At 45.4% G+C, this 16,765-nt stretch carries 15 protein-coding genes; 11 read left to right on the top strand and 4 right to left on the bottom strand.

Annotated elements, in window-relative coordinates; all coding sequences use genetic code 11:
• Positions 1 to 38 precede the first annotated feature (38 nt).
• The 8 genes from BDI_RS16615 to gldN all read left to right on the top strand — a co-directional run bounded on the left by BDI_RS16615 (position 39) and on the right by gldN (position 8,052).
• Positions 39 to 830: an O-methyltransferase gene (locus BDI_RS16615; RefSeq protein ID WP_005863261.1), complete on the top strand. Its 792-nt coding sequence runs from the start codon at positions 39 to 41 to the stop codon at positions 828 to 830.
• A 19-nt stretch (positions 831 to 849) separates the two neighbouring features.
• Positions 850 to 1,413, top strand: a complete 564-nt coding sequence (locus tag BDI_RS16610; RefSeq protein WP_005859850.1) for a cob(I)yrinic acid a,c-diamide adenosyltransferase — start codon at positions 850 to 852, stop codon at positions 1,411 to 1,413.
• 71 nt (positions 1,414 to 1,484) lie between these two features.
• Positions 1,485 to 1,706, top strand: a complete 222-nt coding sequence (locus tag BDI_RS16605; protein ID WP_005633363.1) for a DUF2795 domain-containing protein — start codon at positions 1,485 to 1,487, stop codon at positions 1,704 to 1,706.
• 147 nt (positions 1,707 to 1,853) lie between these two features.
• The gene (locus tag BDI_RS16600) at positions 1,854 to 2,801 is read left to right on the top strand and encodes a PorP/SprF family type IX secretion system membrane protein (RefSeq protein WP_008772936.1); all 948 of its coding nucleotides are present in this window, start codon (positions 1,854 to 1,856) and stop codon (positions 2,799 to 2,801) included.
• Positions 2,802 to 2,804: 3 nt separating this feature from the next.
• Positions 2,805 to 4,232: an SUMF1/EgtB/PvdO family nonheme iron enzyme gene (locus tag BDI_RS16595; protein ID WP_005863265.1), complete on the top strand. Its 1,428-nt coding sequence runs from the start codon at positions 2,805 to 2,807 to the stop codon at positions 4,230 to 4,232.
• 51 nt (positions 4,233 to 4,283) lie between these two features.
• A complete protein-coding gene (gldL, locus tag BDI_RS16590; RefSeq protein WP_011967275.1) occupies positions 4,284 to 5,375 on the top strand; it encodes a gliding motility protein GldL in 1,092 nt (363 codons plus the stop codon).
• Between the two features lie 6 nt (positions 5,376 to 5,381).
• The gene (gene gldM, locus BDI_RS16585; protein ID WP_005859860.1) at positions 5,382 to 6,950 is read left to right on the top strand and encodes a gliding motility protein GldM; all 1,569 of its coding nucleotides are present in this window, start codon (positions 5,382 to 5,384) and stop codon (positions 6,948 to 6,950) included.
• 10 nt (positions 6,951 to 6,960) lie between these two features.
• Positions 6,961 to 8,052, top strand: coding sequence for a gliding motility protein GldN (gldN, locus tag BDI_RS16580; RefSeq protein ID WP_011967274.1), 1,092 nt, complete (start codon positions 6,961 to 6,963; stop codon positions 8,050 to 8,052).
• Positions 8,053 to 8,172: 120 nt separating this feature from the next.
• Here gldN and BDI_RS16575 read toward each other — a convergent pair whose 3' ends face one another.
• On the bottom strand, positions 8,173 to 9,360 hold the full coding sequence (locus BDI_RS16575) for a DUF418 domain-containing protein (RefSeq protein WP_011967273.1): 1,188 nt from the start codon (positions 9,358 to 9,360) through the stop codon (positions 8,173 to 8,175).
• Between the two features lie 5 nt (positions 9,361 to 9,365).
• On the bottom strand, positions 9,366 to 10,325 hold the full coding sequence (locus BDI_RS16570; RefSeq protein WP_011967272.1) for a nitrilase family protein: 960 nt from the start codon (positions 10,323 to 10,325) through the stop codon (positions 9,366 to 9,368).
• Between the two features lie 95 nt (positions 10,326 to 10,420).
• Here BDI_RS16570 and BDI_RS16565 point away from each other — a divergent pair, with 95 nt between their 5' ends.
• On the top strand, positions 10,421 to 10,930 hold the full coding sequence (locus BDI_RS16565) for a GNAT family N-acetyltransferase (protein ID WP_005859865.1): 510 nt from the start codon (positions 10,421 to 10,423) through the stop codon (positions 10,928 to 10,930).
• On the top strand, positions 10,927 to 11,550 hold the full coding sequence (locus tag BDI_RS16560; RefSeq protein ID WP_011967271.1) for a chloramphenicol acetyltransferase: 624 nt from the start codon (positions 10,927 to 10,929) through the stop codon (positions 11,548 to 11,550). The genes BDI_RS16565 and BDI_RS16560 overlap by 4 nt, the downstream gene beginning before the upstream one ends.
• 4 nt (positions 11,551 to 11,554) lie before the next feature.
• Here the strand turns inward: BDI_RS16560 and BDI_RS16555 are convergent, their stop codons facing one another.
• Positions 11,555 to 14,644 (bottom strand): ATP-binding protein, encoded by a 3,090-nt coding sequence (locus BDI_RS16555; protein ID WP_227742513.1) that lies wholly within the window; start codon positions 14,642 to 14,644, stop codon positions 11,555 to 11,557.
• 377 nt (positions 14,645 to 15,021) lie between these two features.
• Here BDI_RS16555 and BDI_RS16550 point away from each other — a divergent pair, with 377 nt between their 5' ends.
• A complete protein-coding gene (locus BDI_RS16550; RefSeq protein WP_011967269.1) occupies positions 15,022 to 15,282 on the top strand; it encodes a DUF6582 domain-containing protein in 261 nt (86 codons plus the stop codon).
• Between the two features lie 68 nt (positions 15,283 to 15,350).
• Here the strand turns inward: BDI_RS16550 and BDI_RS16545 are convergent, their stop codons facing one another.
• Positions 15,351 to 16,499, bottom strand: coding sequence for an acyltransferase family protein (locus BDI_RS16545; protein ID WP_011967268.1), 1,149 nt, complete (start codon positions 16,497 to 16,499; stop codon positions 15,351 to 15,353).
• Positions 16,500 to 16,765 lie beyond the last annotated feature (266 nt).

Genomic DNA, 16,765 nt, shown 5'->3' with positions numbered 1-16,765 from the left:
GTAAATGGCAAGGTCTCATTGCCCAATGACAAAAAGAAATGCAAATACTACCAAAGGTTAATACATTACGAAAAGGATCGCTCTTGTACCGCAGCATCCGTTACCGTAAAGGATTCGGAGTACATTCGCCTTTCGTTTTTAACCTCATCACGAAGGTCATCGAGGAAAAATGCTCTTATTATAGTTTCTATGATATAGAGCTTTTACGTAAGCAGTTATTATTCAGGGAAGGAGAGATCACCTATCCAGACCGGCAGAACAAAGGGAAACGAAAGACCCGTTCCATCAGCGAGATCGTAAAACGGGAATCCATCCGGCCCAAGCATGGCGCCTTATTATTCCGTTTAACAAACTATTTCAAGTCCAAGAATATCCTCCAGATAGGAACCACGATGGGGCTGTCTACCTTATATCTAACCTCCTATGCCACGGGATTGAAATGTATCGCCTTGGAAAATGTACCGGAATTCGCCACGATTGCCCGTCAAGCATTCGCTAAAGAGGGACGTAATCCCGTCGATTTGCGTATCGGTAATTATAAGGACTTGCTTCCCCAAGCCTTAAATGACATAAATAGCTTAGATTTTGTTTTTTTCAACACTTTATATGAACAACATAACAACCTCTGGCTGTTTAATGAATGTATGAAATACGCGCACAACGATACGGTATTCGTTTTTGAGGGAATCAAGGCGAGCCGTAAGATGCGTGAACTTTGGGAAGAGATCTGCGCATGTCCGGAAGTGACGGTCACCTTAGATCTTTACTCGCTAGGGATTGTCTTATTCAACAAGAAATTGCACAAACGAGATTATATTGTTTATTTTTAGGATTCAAAACAAGTCAGATATGAAGAAGAGTATTATCTATACCAGAACAGGCGATAAAGGAACCACTTCACTGGTAGGTGGACAACGCGTGTCGAAAGCGCACGATCGGATCGAGAGCTATGGCACCGTAGATGAGCTGAACTCCTTTATCGGATTATTAATCACGGCCTTGAATGATGAGAAAGATACTGATTTCTTATCATTCATCCAGCATAAGCTATTCACGATCGGTTCTTACCTAGCCACGGATCAAGCGACCACGGAATTGAAAATCGAGAGCAAGGTAACGCCCGAGAGCATCGAGCGTATCGAGCGGGAGATAGACCGTCTGGATAACGAGCTGCCGAAAATGCATGCGTTCATCCTACCGGGAGGATGCCGCTCGGCCGCCCTCGCACATGTTTGCCGCACCGTTTGCCGTCGTGCCGAGCGACAAATCTATCGCTTGGCCGAGAATTGCCCCGTTGAGGAGCCTGTATTGATATTTATGAACCGTTTATCGGATTATTTCTTCGTTCTGGCACGAAAAGAATGCATAAATAATAACGGTAAAGAAATTATTTGGGATTATACTTGCGTATAATAAATAAAGTCATATTTTCGCGGAAAAATAGAGAACCAAATCGCTTCGGCGGTTATTAATACTTGACAGCTATGTATTGGACATTAGAGTTAGCTTCAAAATTGGAAGACGCACCCTGGCCTGCGACTAAGGATGAACTTATTGACTATGCACAACGTTCTGGTGCGCCATTAGAAGTGATTGAGAATTTGCAGGAAATGGAAGATGAAGGCGAGATTTACGAATGCATGGAAGACATCTGGCCGGATTATCCAAGTAAAGAAGACTTCTTCTTCAACGAGGAAGAATACTAGTTCAATTGAGAATTGGAAATTGAAAATTAAGAAATAGAAGAACGAGGTGGCGGACGATCGAGCTCCCCTGCCTCGTTGTTTTTTTGTGAAAATACAATTTATCCGGATTTGCTGCGTTTGTAGTTACAACGTGAAGTGAATGTTTAAATGAGAAGACGTCTTCTTTCGATCCTGATCCTTTTGTGTACTTGTGCGGGAATCGTACGGGCGCAATATGACGCACGCTTAAGTCAATACTTCATGGCGAAACCGTATTATAACCCGGCCGTGGCCGGAGCTACGGAGGACTTGAATATATTGGCTCTCGCCCGCTTGGAAATGATCGGCGTACATGGGGCACCCAAGTCGTTCTTCATTACCGCGGATATGCCACTCACTTTAGGCAAGACGAATCATGGTGTCGGATTGGTTGTATTTACCGAGGCGATCGGACTTTTCCAGAATACACATGTAGGGGCGCAATACGCCTATAAGTATAAATTATTCGGGGGAGTCTTGAGCGGCGGTCTGCAAATCGGCTTAGTCAACCAATCGTTCGACGGAACCAAGGTGATAAAGGTTGAGTCCGAATACCATCAAGAGACCGACGCAGCCATCCCCGTAGAGCAGGTCAGCGGCATGGGGTTGGATATGAACTTCGGTATTTACTATACCCATAAACGGTTTTACGCCGGGTTTGGCATGACGCATATCACCCAACCGGAGCTTCAACTGGACGAGAACGCCTATACCTATATAGGTCGTTCACTTAATTTAATGGGTGGATACAATATTCAATTAAAGAATCCGTTGATAGAATTACAGCCCTCGGTGTTCTTGCTGACAGACATGCAAAGTTTTCATGCGGATATTACCGCTAGGCTGGAATATAATAAGATGTTTAATGGTGGTTTTTCCTATCGGGTGAATGAATCGGTGGGCATCATGTTCGGCGTAAAGCTAGGTCGTTTCCATGCGGGTTACGCCTTTGATTTTCCGACCACGGCCTTAGGCCGGGCAAGTAGCGGTAGCCACGAGCTATGTGTCAAGTATGCCTTAAAGCTGAACAAGACGAAGACAGGGAAAAATAGACATAAAAGTGTACGTATATTATAGTATATGAAAAAAGTATTATTAGTACTTGTAACGGTAGCCTTGCTTACCTCCTGCGGTAAATCTCTCCGGAGTGCCGGCGGTGAGGTGACAGGTGTCAGATCGGTAGCGTTCAATGAACCAGCGCCGTATGGAATGGTCTTGGTTAAAAGAGGTTCGTTCGAGATGGGTCCCGCCGACAAGGATTCCTTGTGGGGAATCATGCCGGAGACGAAAGGGGTCTCTTTCGACGCGTTCTGGATGGATCAGACAGAGGTAACGAACGCCAAATATCGCCAGTTCGTTTATTATGTGAGAGACTCTATTATCCGTGAACGCTTGGCGGACCCGGCTTATGGAGGCAACGATCTGTTCAAGATCACGGAAGACCGTTACGGGGAACCTGTCACTCCGCATTTGGACTGGAACCGTCCGATTCCTTGGAGACGGGCGAACGAGGATGAGCAACGTGCGATAGAAAGTGTCTATTACACGAATCCCGTTACCGGAGAGAAAGGTTTGGACCCTAAACAAATGATCTATAAATACGAGTGGTACGACTATACCGCCGCCGCTCTCCGCAAGAATCAATTGAACCCGGCGGACCGGGTTCGTAATACGGATATTCAGGTAGATCCGAACGAGGTAGTCATGATCTCCAAGGACACCGCTTACATCGATGATGAAGGACGTGTAATCAACGAGACGATCACCCGCCCGTTAAGCAGTGAATGGGATTTCTTGAATACCCGTATCGTCAATATCTACCCAGACGAGAATTGCTGGGTGAACGATTTCAAGAATGCGTACAACGAGCCATATACCCGTATGTATTTCTCTCATCCGGGTTACGATGATTATCCCGTAGTCGGTGTTTCTTGGGAACAAGCGACTGCCTTCTGCGTATGGCGTACGAATTTATACAAAGAATCCTTGAGCTTGCCACCGGGACAATTGGTAGAGCCGTTCCGCCTTCCATCCGAGGGAGAATGGGAATATGCCGCCCGCACGGGTAAGAACGAGAATAAGTTCCCTTGGTCTACCGACGAGCTTCAAGACAGCAAAGGCTGTTTCTTGGGTAACTTCAAGCCGGGTAAAGGTAATTATACGGAAGATGGCCATTTGATTACGTCTCGTGTAGGCTCTTTCGCCCCGAATGAGTTCGGGCTATACGATATGGCAGGAAACGTGGCGGAATGGACCTCAACGTCTTACTCCGAGTCTGGCCCGAGCCAAATGAGCGACATGAACCCGGATCTGCGTTACAACGCCGCCAAGAACGATCCCTACGCCATGAAAAAGAAAGTAGTGCGAGGGGGTTCATGGAAAGATGTCTCACAATTTATCCGTTCGGACATGCGTACTTTCGAGTTCCAGAACGAGAGCCGTTCTTACATCGGTTTCCGTTGCGCACGTACCCAAATAGGATTCTCTCGCTCCAAGGGAAAGAAATAAGCGGAAATTATAAATTTAAAGTTTTGAATCATTTAAGACAATAATACAACGATGGGAAAATATAGAAGATATAAAAACAGACTGGAGATGTTCCTATCCAGCGAAAGAGGAAAACGAGTATTGAACTTCCTGTATAGTTGGGGTGCGTCCATCGTAATCCTCGGTGCGTTGTTTAAGTTATTACATATACCATACGCTAACCAGATCCTGTTCGTGGCGATGATCACCGAATCTATCGTATTCTTTATCTCGGCGTTCGAGCATCCGAACAAGGAATATCATTGGGAAGATGTTTTCCCCGTATTGAAATCAAAGAACCCGATGGATCGTCCGGATTTTACCGGTACGCCGATCTCAACCATGATCAATTCTACGGATAATGTAGAAGACGATGAGATAGCCGGGGGAATAAATATCGGTTCGGCAGCGTCTAAGGCGAACGCGCAAAGAGGTGGTTCCTTGAATATCGCAGGTAATCTGGACGTGACGGAAGAAGATACCAAGAACTTATCCGAGAGCATCAAGAAATTAAGCGGAGCGGCCGAGCAAATCTCCAAAATGGCGGAATTGACGGAAGCTACCCAAAAATATCTGGAGCAATTATCTGGCATGTCTGAGAACATGGAGCGTTTCAGCCAAGTGACTCATTCGCTTACGAACGTATCCGATACGCTGTTGAACTCTTATAAGAGTATCACGGATAATTCCGATGGCATCAGCCAGAACTCCCGTGGTTACGTACACCAGATGGAACAATTGAATCGTAATGTGTCCGGATTGAATACGATCTATGAGATCCAGTTGAAGAGCATCAGCTCGCAGATCGAATCTATCGAACACATCAATAGTGGCTTGAATCGTATCCGTGAGATGTATGACGGATCAGTGGTAGATAGTTCCGTATTCCGTAACGAGACGGAAAAGATGACTCGCCAACTGGCCGAATTGAACCAAGTATACAGTCGTTTATTGCAAGCGATGACCGTGAATATGGGCTACCAACAACCGGCGCAGCCGCAACAACAACCTCAACAACCGATGTATCAGCAGCCACAACAGCCCGGTTACCAACAGCAATATCAGCAACCCTATGGTTACCAACAGCCACAACAGGCTCCGTATACAAACAACCCAATGAAGTAAAGAAATATGGCAGGAATATCAAATAATCCCAATTCTCCCCGTCAGCGGATGATCAACCTGATGTATCTGGTGTTCATCGCCATGATGGCACTGAATGTGTCGTCGGAGGTGCTGGATGGTTTTGAGTTGGTGGAAGGTAGCTTGCGAACCTCTATCGATAACTCCTCCCGCCGAAACAAGATCGTAGCGGACGAGATGGAAGCTTATTACCAAGAGAATCCCCAGAAAGTGGGTGAGTGGGCATTGAAGGCCCGTGAGGTGAAAAGAGCCTCAGATAGCCTCTATACGTATATACAAGATTTAAAGATCCGTATCGCTAAGGTAGCTGATGGCGAGAATGCCAACGTAAACAGCATCGAGCATAAGGATGATTTGGAAGCCGCCTCCCGTGTAATGCTCTCTCCTGTAAGCGGAGAAGGTAAAAAGCTGAGAGCGGAAATTGATAAGTATCGTATCTGGATGGGCGGCTTTATCGAAGATTCGGCGAAGACTGCCGTATTGGAGGCGAACCTAAGCACGACTCCCCCTCATAAAGCGGGGATCAATACCCGTACTTGGGAAGAGGCTTTGTTCGAGAATATGCCGGTAGCGGCGGCTGTTACCCTGTTAACAAAAATGCAAAGTGACGTTCGCTACGCCGAAGGTGAGGTCTTATCGAACTTATTGAATAGCGTAGACGTTGGCGATTACCGCGTGAACCAGATCACGGCGCAAGTAATACCGGAAAGCCAGATCGTAATGCGAGGAAGCCAGTACAAGGCGAATATCGTATTATCGGCGGTAGACTCCACGAAACGTCCTACGATCTATGTAAATGGAAAAGAATTACCTTACGAGAATAAAGGAGTCTTCACGGTGAATACCGGAGCTGCCGGGACATTCCCGATCAAAGGTTATATCGAGATGCCGAATAGCGACGGCAGCATCATGCGCCGGGATTTCGAGAGTGAGTATTTCGTGACCGAGCCGACAGCTACCGTGGCCCCGACATTGATGAACGTATTATATGCCGGTATCGCCAACCCGATGCGTATCGCCGTCCCGGGTGTACCGAGCGGTAATGTGACAGCTACCATGACGAACGGCACATTAACCCGCAGCAAGGATGGTTGGGAAGCCCGCCCGTCTAAAGTAGGAACGGAAGCCGTGATCACGGTAAACGCTCGTATGGCGGATGGCCGGAACATAGAGATGGCAAAGACTACCTTCCGCGTGCGTGCCCTCCCCGATCCCCTACCTTATATCGAGTATAAGGATCAAAACGGTAACGTCCGTAAGTTCAAGGGAGGTATGATCGCCAAACGTAGCTTGGTAGAGGCTGACGGTATTCTGGCCGCTATCGACGATGATTTGCTAAATGTAAAATATACGGTATTACGTTTTGAGCTGACTTTCTTCGACTCCATGGGTAACGCTATCCCGGAAGTGGCCGAAGGAACCAACTTCTCGCAACGTCAGAAAAACTATATCCGCAATTTAAGTAAGGGTAAACGTTTTTATATCACCCGTGTAGTCGCAAAAGGTCCGGACGGTATCGAACGTACCATACCGACTATCGAAGTAATCGTAAATTAAGATTCGCAGTATGAAACATCTGTATTACATAGCCGCTTTGGCCGCCACTTTTTTAACAGCGATGCCTCTTCACGCGCAAGAAGAAGTTGAGAACGAAGCTACGCAGCAACAACAAACGCGTCGCCGTTCGCCTCAAGCCAGCCGTGGGGAAAGAAACGATAAGAAAGATACCGGTTTACCCGAACTGACCGTACGGGCCCAAGATATGAACGAGCGTTTAACGCAAGAGATCGGGAACGCTCGCTGGATGCGTATTATCTACCGGCAGGTGGACTTGATGAAAGAACAGAACGCTCCGCTTTATTACCCGACCCGCCCGATGAACGGACAGATGAATCTTTTCTCCGTAATCTTCCAGCTTTTAGGAGAGAACAAGATCAAGGCCTATGAATATCTGGACGGATACGAGGAGTTTGACGAAGCCCATTTGATCAACTTCAAGGATTTGCTGGATCGCTTCTACATCCTTTATGAGGAGATACCGGGGAGAGCGGGTGAGGAACCGACTTTCGTAATCAATGAAAGCGATATACCTGCAGCCGACGTACGGTCTTACTATGTAAAAGAAGCATGGTATTTCGACCAGAATAATTCCGCTTTTGATGTCAAGATATTGGCGATTTGCCCGATCCTTACCTCTACAGGTGATATGGGAGAGACAACCATGCCTATGTTCTGGCTTCCTTACGAGAATATACGTCCGTATATCAGCAATTCATACATCATGACGTCTAATATGAATAACGCCATGACTTTTACGATGGACGACTATTTCCGTCGCCGGATGTTCGAGGGGGATATCATCAAGACCCAAAACTTGATGAATCTGCCATTGCAGGCGTATTGCCCGACACCGGATTCCTTAAAGAACGAGCAAGCTCGTATCGAAGATCAACTGACGGGCTTTGAGAAATCACTCTGGTATCAACCGGATACGACTCAAGTAGCGGTAGACAGCAAAGCCGCAAAGAAAGCAGCCAAGAGAAGTGCCCGGAAAGACAAAGGCTCCACCAAGGAGGCCGCTCCAGAGAAAGCTGCTAAAGTAAAAGCGCCGAAAGCAGAGAAATCCGCCCCTGTGCGCAGTGTACGACGCAGAAGATAAAAAGAAGCACATATGCCTATCATAGAGTAGAATCTATGATAGCTAAGAGAGCCTAATCTATGATAGGAAAGAGAACCTCGTCTCTCTGCCTTGCCATAGATTAGGTTCTCTTACATATTTCTACTTATAACCTACCCATGTCCATTTATGCCAAATACCTTCCAACGGCCCATGTTTATGTCTTTCTGCCCACCATTTACAGAAGCGTACTTGCAAGAAGAAAAAGACGATACCGATGAACATACTGACCGTATAACCGCAGTAAGGAGCCAAATTCAAGCCGATCGGGAAATAGATCAACGCACCGAAAAAGGATTGCGACACGTAATTCGTCAAACTCATCTTCCCATACGAGCGCAAGACGGAAGTGAAACGCCTAAAGCCCTCCCATTGGTACAGTAACACGAAAGAGGAGACCAATACAAACGTGAAAGCGAATTTCTGCCACATATCAAGGACGACCCCGGCTGTCTGACGCACGATAGCGCTATCCGCCGTATCCATCAACAATACTTTCAGTTGGTATAAAGGACCGAAAGCAATTGCGGTAATTATCAAAGTCTTTATCCAAAAACGGGAATTCTCCTCCGAGGAGATAAATAGCTTCCTGCGCCCGATCAACATTCCCAGCATAAACAACCCGCAGGTCTGTACATACCGGCCGGCACCAACGGCCCAGAGTAAACTAGCCTTTTGTCCCAACGTCACGTTCTGCCAGATGAAATTCCATAAATCGCCCCGCTTCGTATGCTCCGCCATTTCAGCGTACATCGCTCCTACCCCTAAATTAGGTAATTGATAATCCGGATTAAACAGGCTAGCGATGTAATGATACCACTCCACCGGCTGTAATAAAAAGATAACAGCCGTTATCAAGACAGCCTTATCGCTCCATTTACGCACGATAAACAAAACAACGCCCACGATCGCATACAGCAACAGCACATCGCCTGCCGGATAGAAAGCGGCGTTCAACGTAGCAAAGAGCGTCAGCAACAACATCCGCCAAAGAAAACGGTAACCGAAGTCCTTCCCCTTCGCCTGCTGGTTCGAATACTGTATATAAAAGGTAAAGCCGAATAACAAGGCAAAGATGGAATATGATTTCCCGGCGAACAAGCCGAACACCACCGTGAATACACCTTCATTCAATACGTTCAACCATCCCGGAAGCGTAACCGGGTCCGGATAGACCGGATAGATAAAATGTTCCACATGATGCACCAATAAGATGGCCAAGACAGCGAATCCACGTAGCGCATCCACCACCTCTACACGAGGCGGCTTAGAGATTGTCGTTTGTTGCATATTATTTATTTGTTATTTGTTGTTTCTGTTAACCATGCTACCTTTTGATTGGACTCATGCGGTTGACCGATGATATCCGCATAAAGTTCCGGACGACGGGCATTTCGGTAACGATATCCTCCAGCCTGTCTCAATTTCTCGGGGATAGCCGTAGCGATCACGAAATCATCCCCCAGCTTACGGCATTCCGCCACGATATCGCCGAAAGGATCCAGAATCATCGAGCAACCGTTCTTGATCTCATTATAATCACGCCCGATCGGATTGGAGAATACCACATATACCGCATTGTCGTACGCCCTAGCGGGAAGCCATTTCATAAGCCAAGCACGTCCCTTCAGGCCATCGAACTCCTGTCGCAAGGAAGTCGGATCGTTTGCCCGGTTCTCCCACAACACAGGATCTATCAAACCAGCCCCGGGGCGAGGGGAAGGGGTACACATTGTCACGTGAGGCATGAAAATGATATCCGCCCCTAATAAGGCCGTGGCACGGACATTCTCTATGATATTATTATCGTAGCAAATCAATATGCCACATTTCCATCCCTTGATCTCAAAAACCACATATTGATCGCCCGGCAAGATATTCGGATTAATAAACGGATGTAGCTTGCGGTACTTTGCCTTCAAGCCATTGCCATCCACGCAAACTTGCGCTTTATAGATACGATCCCCATCCCGCTCAAAGAATCCGGCCAGTAGCGTGACGCCAAACTCTTTGGCGATGGCGATCAAGGCTTGCGTACTCTCCCCCGTGGGGATCGGTTCGGCAATAGCCAACAATTCCTCGCGAGACAAGTCCTTGGCAAACGTATATCCACAAACCGAGCATTCGTGAAAAGCCACTACATCCGCTCCCTCTACCGACGCTTTCCGGCACATCTCCCGGATGACTGAAAGATTATACACCTTATCGTTATCCCGTGTCTCGAACTGCACGGTAGCAATTTTTAATGGTTCCATGATATTTTGATTTAATTGGTTTATATATTTTTCGACTAGATTCGCAAAGATAACAATAATATACTACTTTTGCGGGATAACTTTTTCTACCGATCATGAATATCAGACAAACACGACAAGAAGATCTGGCCGAGGTAATGGCTATGTACGATTATGCACGCAGATTCATGCAAGAACATGGCAACGGCAATCAATGGATCAATGGATATCCTTCCGAGGAATTGATCTCCAACGAGATCAAGGCCAGCCATAGTTTCGTATGCGAAAATGAGCAGGGCGAGTTAGTGGGGACCTTTTGTTACATCGAGGGAATCGACCCTACTTACCTAAAGATCTATGAAGGCGAATGGCTGAACGATGAGCCTTATGCCGTGATCCATCGCATGGCCTCCAACGGTAAACAGAAGGGGATCTCCACCGAATGCTTGAAATGGGCGTTCGCTCATTGCGATAATATCCGTATCGACACGCACCGGGATAATATCGTCATGCAGAATTTATTGAAAAAGCATGGGTTCAAGCAATGCGGTATCATTTACATCTCTAATGGCACGGAACGCATCGCTTTCCACAAAATAGTAAATGCAACAAATAAAGAATCATGAAACATCCTATTGACCTAGAACATTGGAACCGGAAAGAGCATTTCCTGTTTTTCGGTTCCATGGACGACCCTTTCTTTGGGCTGACCACCCAGATAGACGTGACCTCCATCTATAAAGAGGCGAAAGCGGATCATGCCTCTTTTTTCCTCTATTCCTTACATAAGATTATGACAGCCGTTAATGAGGTGGAAGAGTTCCGGTACCGGATCATCGACAACATCCCTGTCTGCTTTGACCGAATCCACGTGGGAACAACGATCGGGCGGGAAGACGGAACATTCGGCTTCGGCTTCATCGAATATACACCGGACAGGCAACTGTTCCTTCAAAACGCACAGAAAGAGATCGAACGTGTGCAAGCTCTCACCGGCCTTTGCAAAGATAGGGAATCAGACCGGCAAGACTTAGTCCGTTTCTCCCCGGTTCCATGGATCGCCTTCACGGAGATGAAACACGCTTCCTCTTTCCGTACAGGTGATTCTGCCACCCGCATCTCCACCGGAAAGCTGATCGAGCAGAACGGACATTGGATGCTCCCTATCTCCGTAACGGCTCATCATGGCTTGATGGACGGCAGACATGTATCGATCCTCTTAGATCGTATAGCGGATAAAGGTTAAAGACTTAGATAACAAACACCCTCGCCCTTAGAAGATCGACCATTTGCTTTTTAAGGGCAGAGGCATTCAATGGCTTAGAGGCATAAGCATCGAATCCGCTATTCATGACCTGTTCCTCGTCCGACGCGAAAGCATAGGCGGTAACGGCGATGATGGGAATGACTTCTGAGAGCTTACGGATTTCCTTGGTCGCCTCATATCCGTTCATTTCCGGCATATTGATATCCATTAATACGATATGAGGCTCATATTCCTTAAACAGCTCCACCGCCTCCTTTCCGTTCCAAGCGTGTACGATTGTGTAATCATTCTTCAGTATAGTCTCGAAAAGCTTGAAATTGCCGGCGTTATCTTCAGCGATAAGTACCGTCAACTTATCTTTCTCAACCTTTATCTTCTCAAAAATGACATCCTCCCTCACAGGTTTCTCCGGCGCTTTGTAGGGGAAGGTAAACCAAAACGTACTACCCTTCCCGATCTCAGACTCAACGCCCATCTCTCCCCCTAGATGATCGACAATCATCCGGCAGATAGAAAGTCCCAAACCAGTTCCTTGGGCGAAAGAATCCAACTTCACGAATCGGTCAAATATCGCTTCTTGTTGTTCAACGGAGATCCCCCGGCCGGTATCAGAGACATAGAAGCGCAGCATCTTTTTATTTAGGCAAGAATAACCGTAGCTTATAGAGCCTTGGTCCGTAAATTTAATGGCGTTAGTCAAAAGGTTGATGATAACTTGCATCAACCGATTCTTAGCGATAGATACATAACAATCTTTCTCCTTACGCTCAAACACCAGACGGACATTTTCATTTACGACCCTTTTACTCATGGAACGTTCCAGATCAGACAATAAGGTATTAACATCCACGTCCGAATACACGAACTCCAAGGTCCCAGCCTCTATCTTAGACAAATCCAAGATATCGTTTATCAATTGGAGTAGCAACGCGTTATTATTCTCAATGATCTCGGCATATTCCTGTTTTTCCTCCAACACGTCCGTCTCGGCAAGGATATTGGAGAAACCTACGATAGCATTCAGCGGCGTACGTATCTCATGGCTCATATTAGCCAAGAAGGCCGATTTAAGGCGATTGGACTCCTCCGCCTTATTTTTTGCCTCCAGTAATTCTCGCTCAACCTCTTTCCGGTCGGAAATGATCAAGGAAGAACCAACCAACGTGAGAGGTTTCCCGTTCTCATCCTTTTTCTCCACGGCGGCGCAAGCTTCCACCCACTCCAGCCCGTGCAATCCTTTATTCGGATTATAGATCCGGTATTCCTCCTTTATCTTATTCACCTTACCGAGGATAAGTGACTCATAAGCCTTCCTTACCTTTTCGCGGTCTTCCTTATAGATCTTGGAGAAATACTCGGTATCGGGAACCGTCAGCTGGTTCTCGTCAAATAGTCCGGAGAAATTCACGTTCACTGCCTTATTCACGTCACAAAGAATCGTATGCTGAACCAAGTCCCACTTCCAAGGAGTGACATTCGCCACGTCCAACGACATGGACAGTTTCTGGTTCACGGTGCGGAGCACTTGCTGCGTCTTCGCTAATTCCGAAACATCAACCATAAAAATATCCACACAACCCGGGGTATTCGCTGATATGATCAAAACATTGAAGTAACAGTCTGTCGGCTTGTAGTAATATTGTGTATTTATTTTTTTATTTTCCGAGAAAATAAGATGACAAACTTTTAAATACCGCGACATTTGCAACGGATGAATTTCCGAGCCTTTTTTCCCTATATAAGATTTGTCACACTTCAATAAAGCCTCCAATGCCGGATTTAGCTCTAAAATAACATAATCAGTGGGATACTCTTTTTCATCGAATAGGATACGTTGTTTCATATAGCAAATAGGCATACTATTGACCAATCTGCTATAATTTCGCATAAACATTATCTCTTTCTCCTGATACAATCGAATCCTATTCAATGACCGGATCCTCATGAACACAACAAAAGCAATAAATAAAAGAACACCGATCCCTGCGTTAACATAATCGCCATATTGTTCCCAAAACGAAGGAGGTCTCATATAGAATATCGTATCCGCAGGATAACCTGACGAAAACATCCCCCTATTTACCAAGACCGGATAGTTTAATACTGGATGGGGCTGATCCGGAGTTATAATGGTATTGAATACTTCATTTCTCAAAAGTCCGTTAATCGTGTTAATAAGGGTATTGGAAATATTCGACGCAGGGAAGAAAAATCCTCCCGCCATACCATTCTCCACAATATCCATATCATTCAAGGTAAAGACAGGCAGATCCGTATACGAACTGATCATGCGGTAGGTATCCGAACTTAACACCTCTTTATTACCTTGTGTATGTAACAATATCCATGAGTAATATAATATGCCTGTCTGTTTGTCCGCATTTTGCAGAATATCTATCAATTCATCAGTCTGTATATCACCGGCAGTGACCAGTTCCAATTTGACATCCGGGAAATTATTGGTTATGGCTTTATGTATGGAATTCTGGTTTTGCGCACTAATATACCGCTTATCAGAAAGGAATAAAAGTCGACGCATATCCGGATTCGCTTGCTTCATAAGGGAAACTGTCTCCATGATATATTCCGGCACATAAATAATTGTCAATTCTCTCTCGGTCTCGACAATATCCGATAAGTTCTGTCGTTCTGGTTCAGGACAAGCTTTTTTGGAAAGATAATATTCCCGGGGAGCTAGATAGTCCTTCTCTACGCAAACCAAATAAGATAACTCCCTACCCCATTTCTCGTTGAGCCTGTCTTTTAACAAAGCGTATGAGCTATTACCTAGCAAAATGATTAATTTAGGGGCCTTCTTATATTTGTCCAATAAATATAAGGTAAAATCTTCCACGTCCTTCTCATTTTTCATCAGCATCACATCCATATGCTCCGTATAGGCATCAATATCCTCATTACCCGCTACCATACGTTCATAGATCGGAGTCGTAAAAATACGGCTCCAAGGCGTGGATTCCGTATAAGAATTAATAATAAGGATATAGTCCGCCTGTCCGTTATTTGATAGAGCCAAGCACTGGGATGAGATAAGTATCAACAAAATTGTTAGCAAAAAGATAGATTTATGGTAACCACCCTTTAATATCATGACCTCTTATTTATTTATACTACAAATCAAGAAAATGAGTCAAGCTTTATGCATATTACCCGGCTCGAATAAAGATCGTTCAAAGATACATAATAAATATTAACTACTACAGGATTAGGCACATAAATTACGCTACTATCCGTGAAATAGCTTTTCTATCGATCGATGAATTAAGCTTTCACTTACATCGAACCGGAATAACCATTCGATGTTTTCCTTATGAATCAGATCCATTAAATAAACATTAATTCTTTCCCAACACTTTTTAGCGAGAAGTTTTTGTTCCGATCGAAACGTTCTATGAACAGGACGAACGAACGGATCATTAAAAAATTATCACGATGGAAAGAGAACGAGAACAAGGTTCTGACCGGCTTGACACGGAGGAACGCAAAGAGTTGAACGACTCTGATTTCGGATTACCCGAAGAACGGAAATATCCTATGCCGGACGCCACACACGTACGGGCGGCTGAATCCTATTTTCGATACGCTACCGATCAGCAAAAGCCAGAATTGGCTCGTAACATCTTGAGAAAAGCCAAAGAATTCGGAGTTGATGTCGGAAGTCCGGCAATCTTAGAGTGGGCAAACCGACACTGACACCCACTTTGATCTCTTATTCACCAATATAACCGTATGTGTTTGGTAGCACATACGGTCATAGCAGGTTATTTACGCACCTGCAAAAAGCGTTTTGTCAAAGATCTGCGAACCGGCTCGTCATAGAGTTTCAAACTAATGTAAGCCAACACGATACTTCCGACAACTAATGCCACCGCCTCCGGCCATGCTTCCGCGAATGTAAGATTCTCCTTCTTCACCCACCCAAAATACAAGTATATAAGTGGATAATGTACCATATACAAAGGATAAGAGATATCCCCCAAGAATTTACAGATACGGGCGGAATGCTTATCGGTTGTTTTCCCGGAAGCCCCCAGATAAACAAGCATAGGGAATATTAGGATCGCACATACGGAATCATAGATACCGTTCATCCATAAAGCCTCGCCATTACCGACATATGGCATGGAGAGTAAAACGACGATCGCCAAGCTGCATATCCAAAAAGCTCCTTTGACAGGAATGGGCTTAAAAACGCGCGACATTAATAATCCGATAGAGAAAGAAAATAACACACGCAAGAAACCACCGATCAAATTGTACTCTTCCATCGTCCACCCCACACCTAGGTGCCCCGCACCGGAAAAATTGAATATAGCGAACGAAGCCAATCCGATTCCCGCCAAGACAATAAGTGCCGTAAGCGCCTTCGTTGACATCCGACGAATAAACAAAGCATACATAATATTTCCGATATACTCGAAGAACAAAGACCAACTAGGACCATTCAAAGGAAACATCTCACCATTTCCACGGATCTCAGGCCCGGAGCCGGGTACAGCCGGTATCAAAAAAAGGTTGATAAGCAAAGCTAGCATCACCATGGATATGGAGACCTGCGTGCCATCCCACTTCTCACACCCTTGTATACAAAACGCGATAACTCCCAAAACAGCTCCAAGGACAACCATCGGATGCAAACGGATCAATCGACGTTTGATAAAATCCTTTGTCGTCATGGTTTTCCACCGGTCGTCATAGGCATAACCAATCACGAATCCCGATAGGATAAAAAAGAAATCAACGGCTAAATACCCGTGATTAAATCGTTGGTCGATAGGACTCGTCGCAAAGGCTTCGAATACATGATAAAATATAACCATTAGCGCGGCGACACCTCTCAATCCATCAAGAAGGTCATAATGAGGTTTTGTGTCCGCAAATGCGGCCGCTGAGATTTTTGAGTTTGACATTAATTGTTTGAGCTTATTTTTGATATTACTATTACTTCTAATTTCCGCAAAAATACAAAAAGACCCCATCTTTCACGTTATTAGACAGTTCTTTTTTCATTAGTTACACATAAATAAGGTCGCAAAATACGAAGTCCCCAGCAAAGCTTACGCCTGCCGGAGACTTGTTTCTTTATCCGTACTCCATCCTCACGGAGGTACTTACGGACCTCTTAATTTATTACTTTAGTATTAATATTAATCCAACTCCCGCCTGTTCATCCGTC

It is taken from the genome of Parabacteroides distasonis ATCC 8503, assembly GCF_000012845.1.
In the GTDB taxonomy this organism is placed as follows: Bacteria; Bacteroidota; Bacteroidia; order Bacteroidales; family Tannerellaceae; genus Parabacteroides; species Parabacteroides distasonis.
The sequence above is the reverse complement of the archived record's forward strand: the minus strand, read 5'-3'. Positions and strand labels throughout refer to the sequence as shown.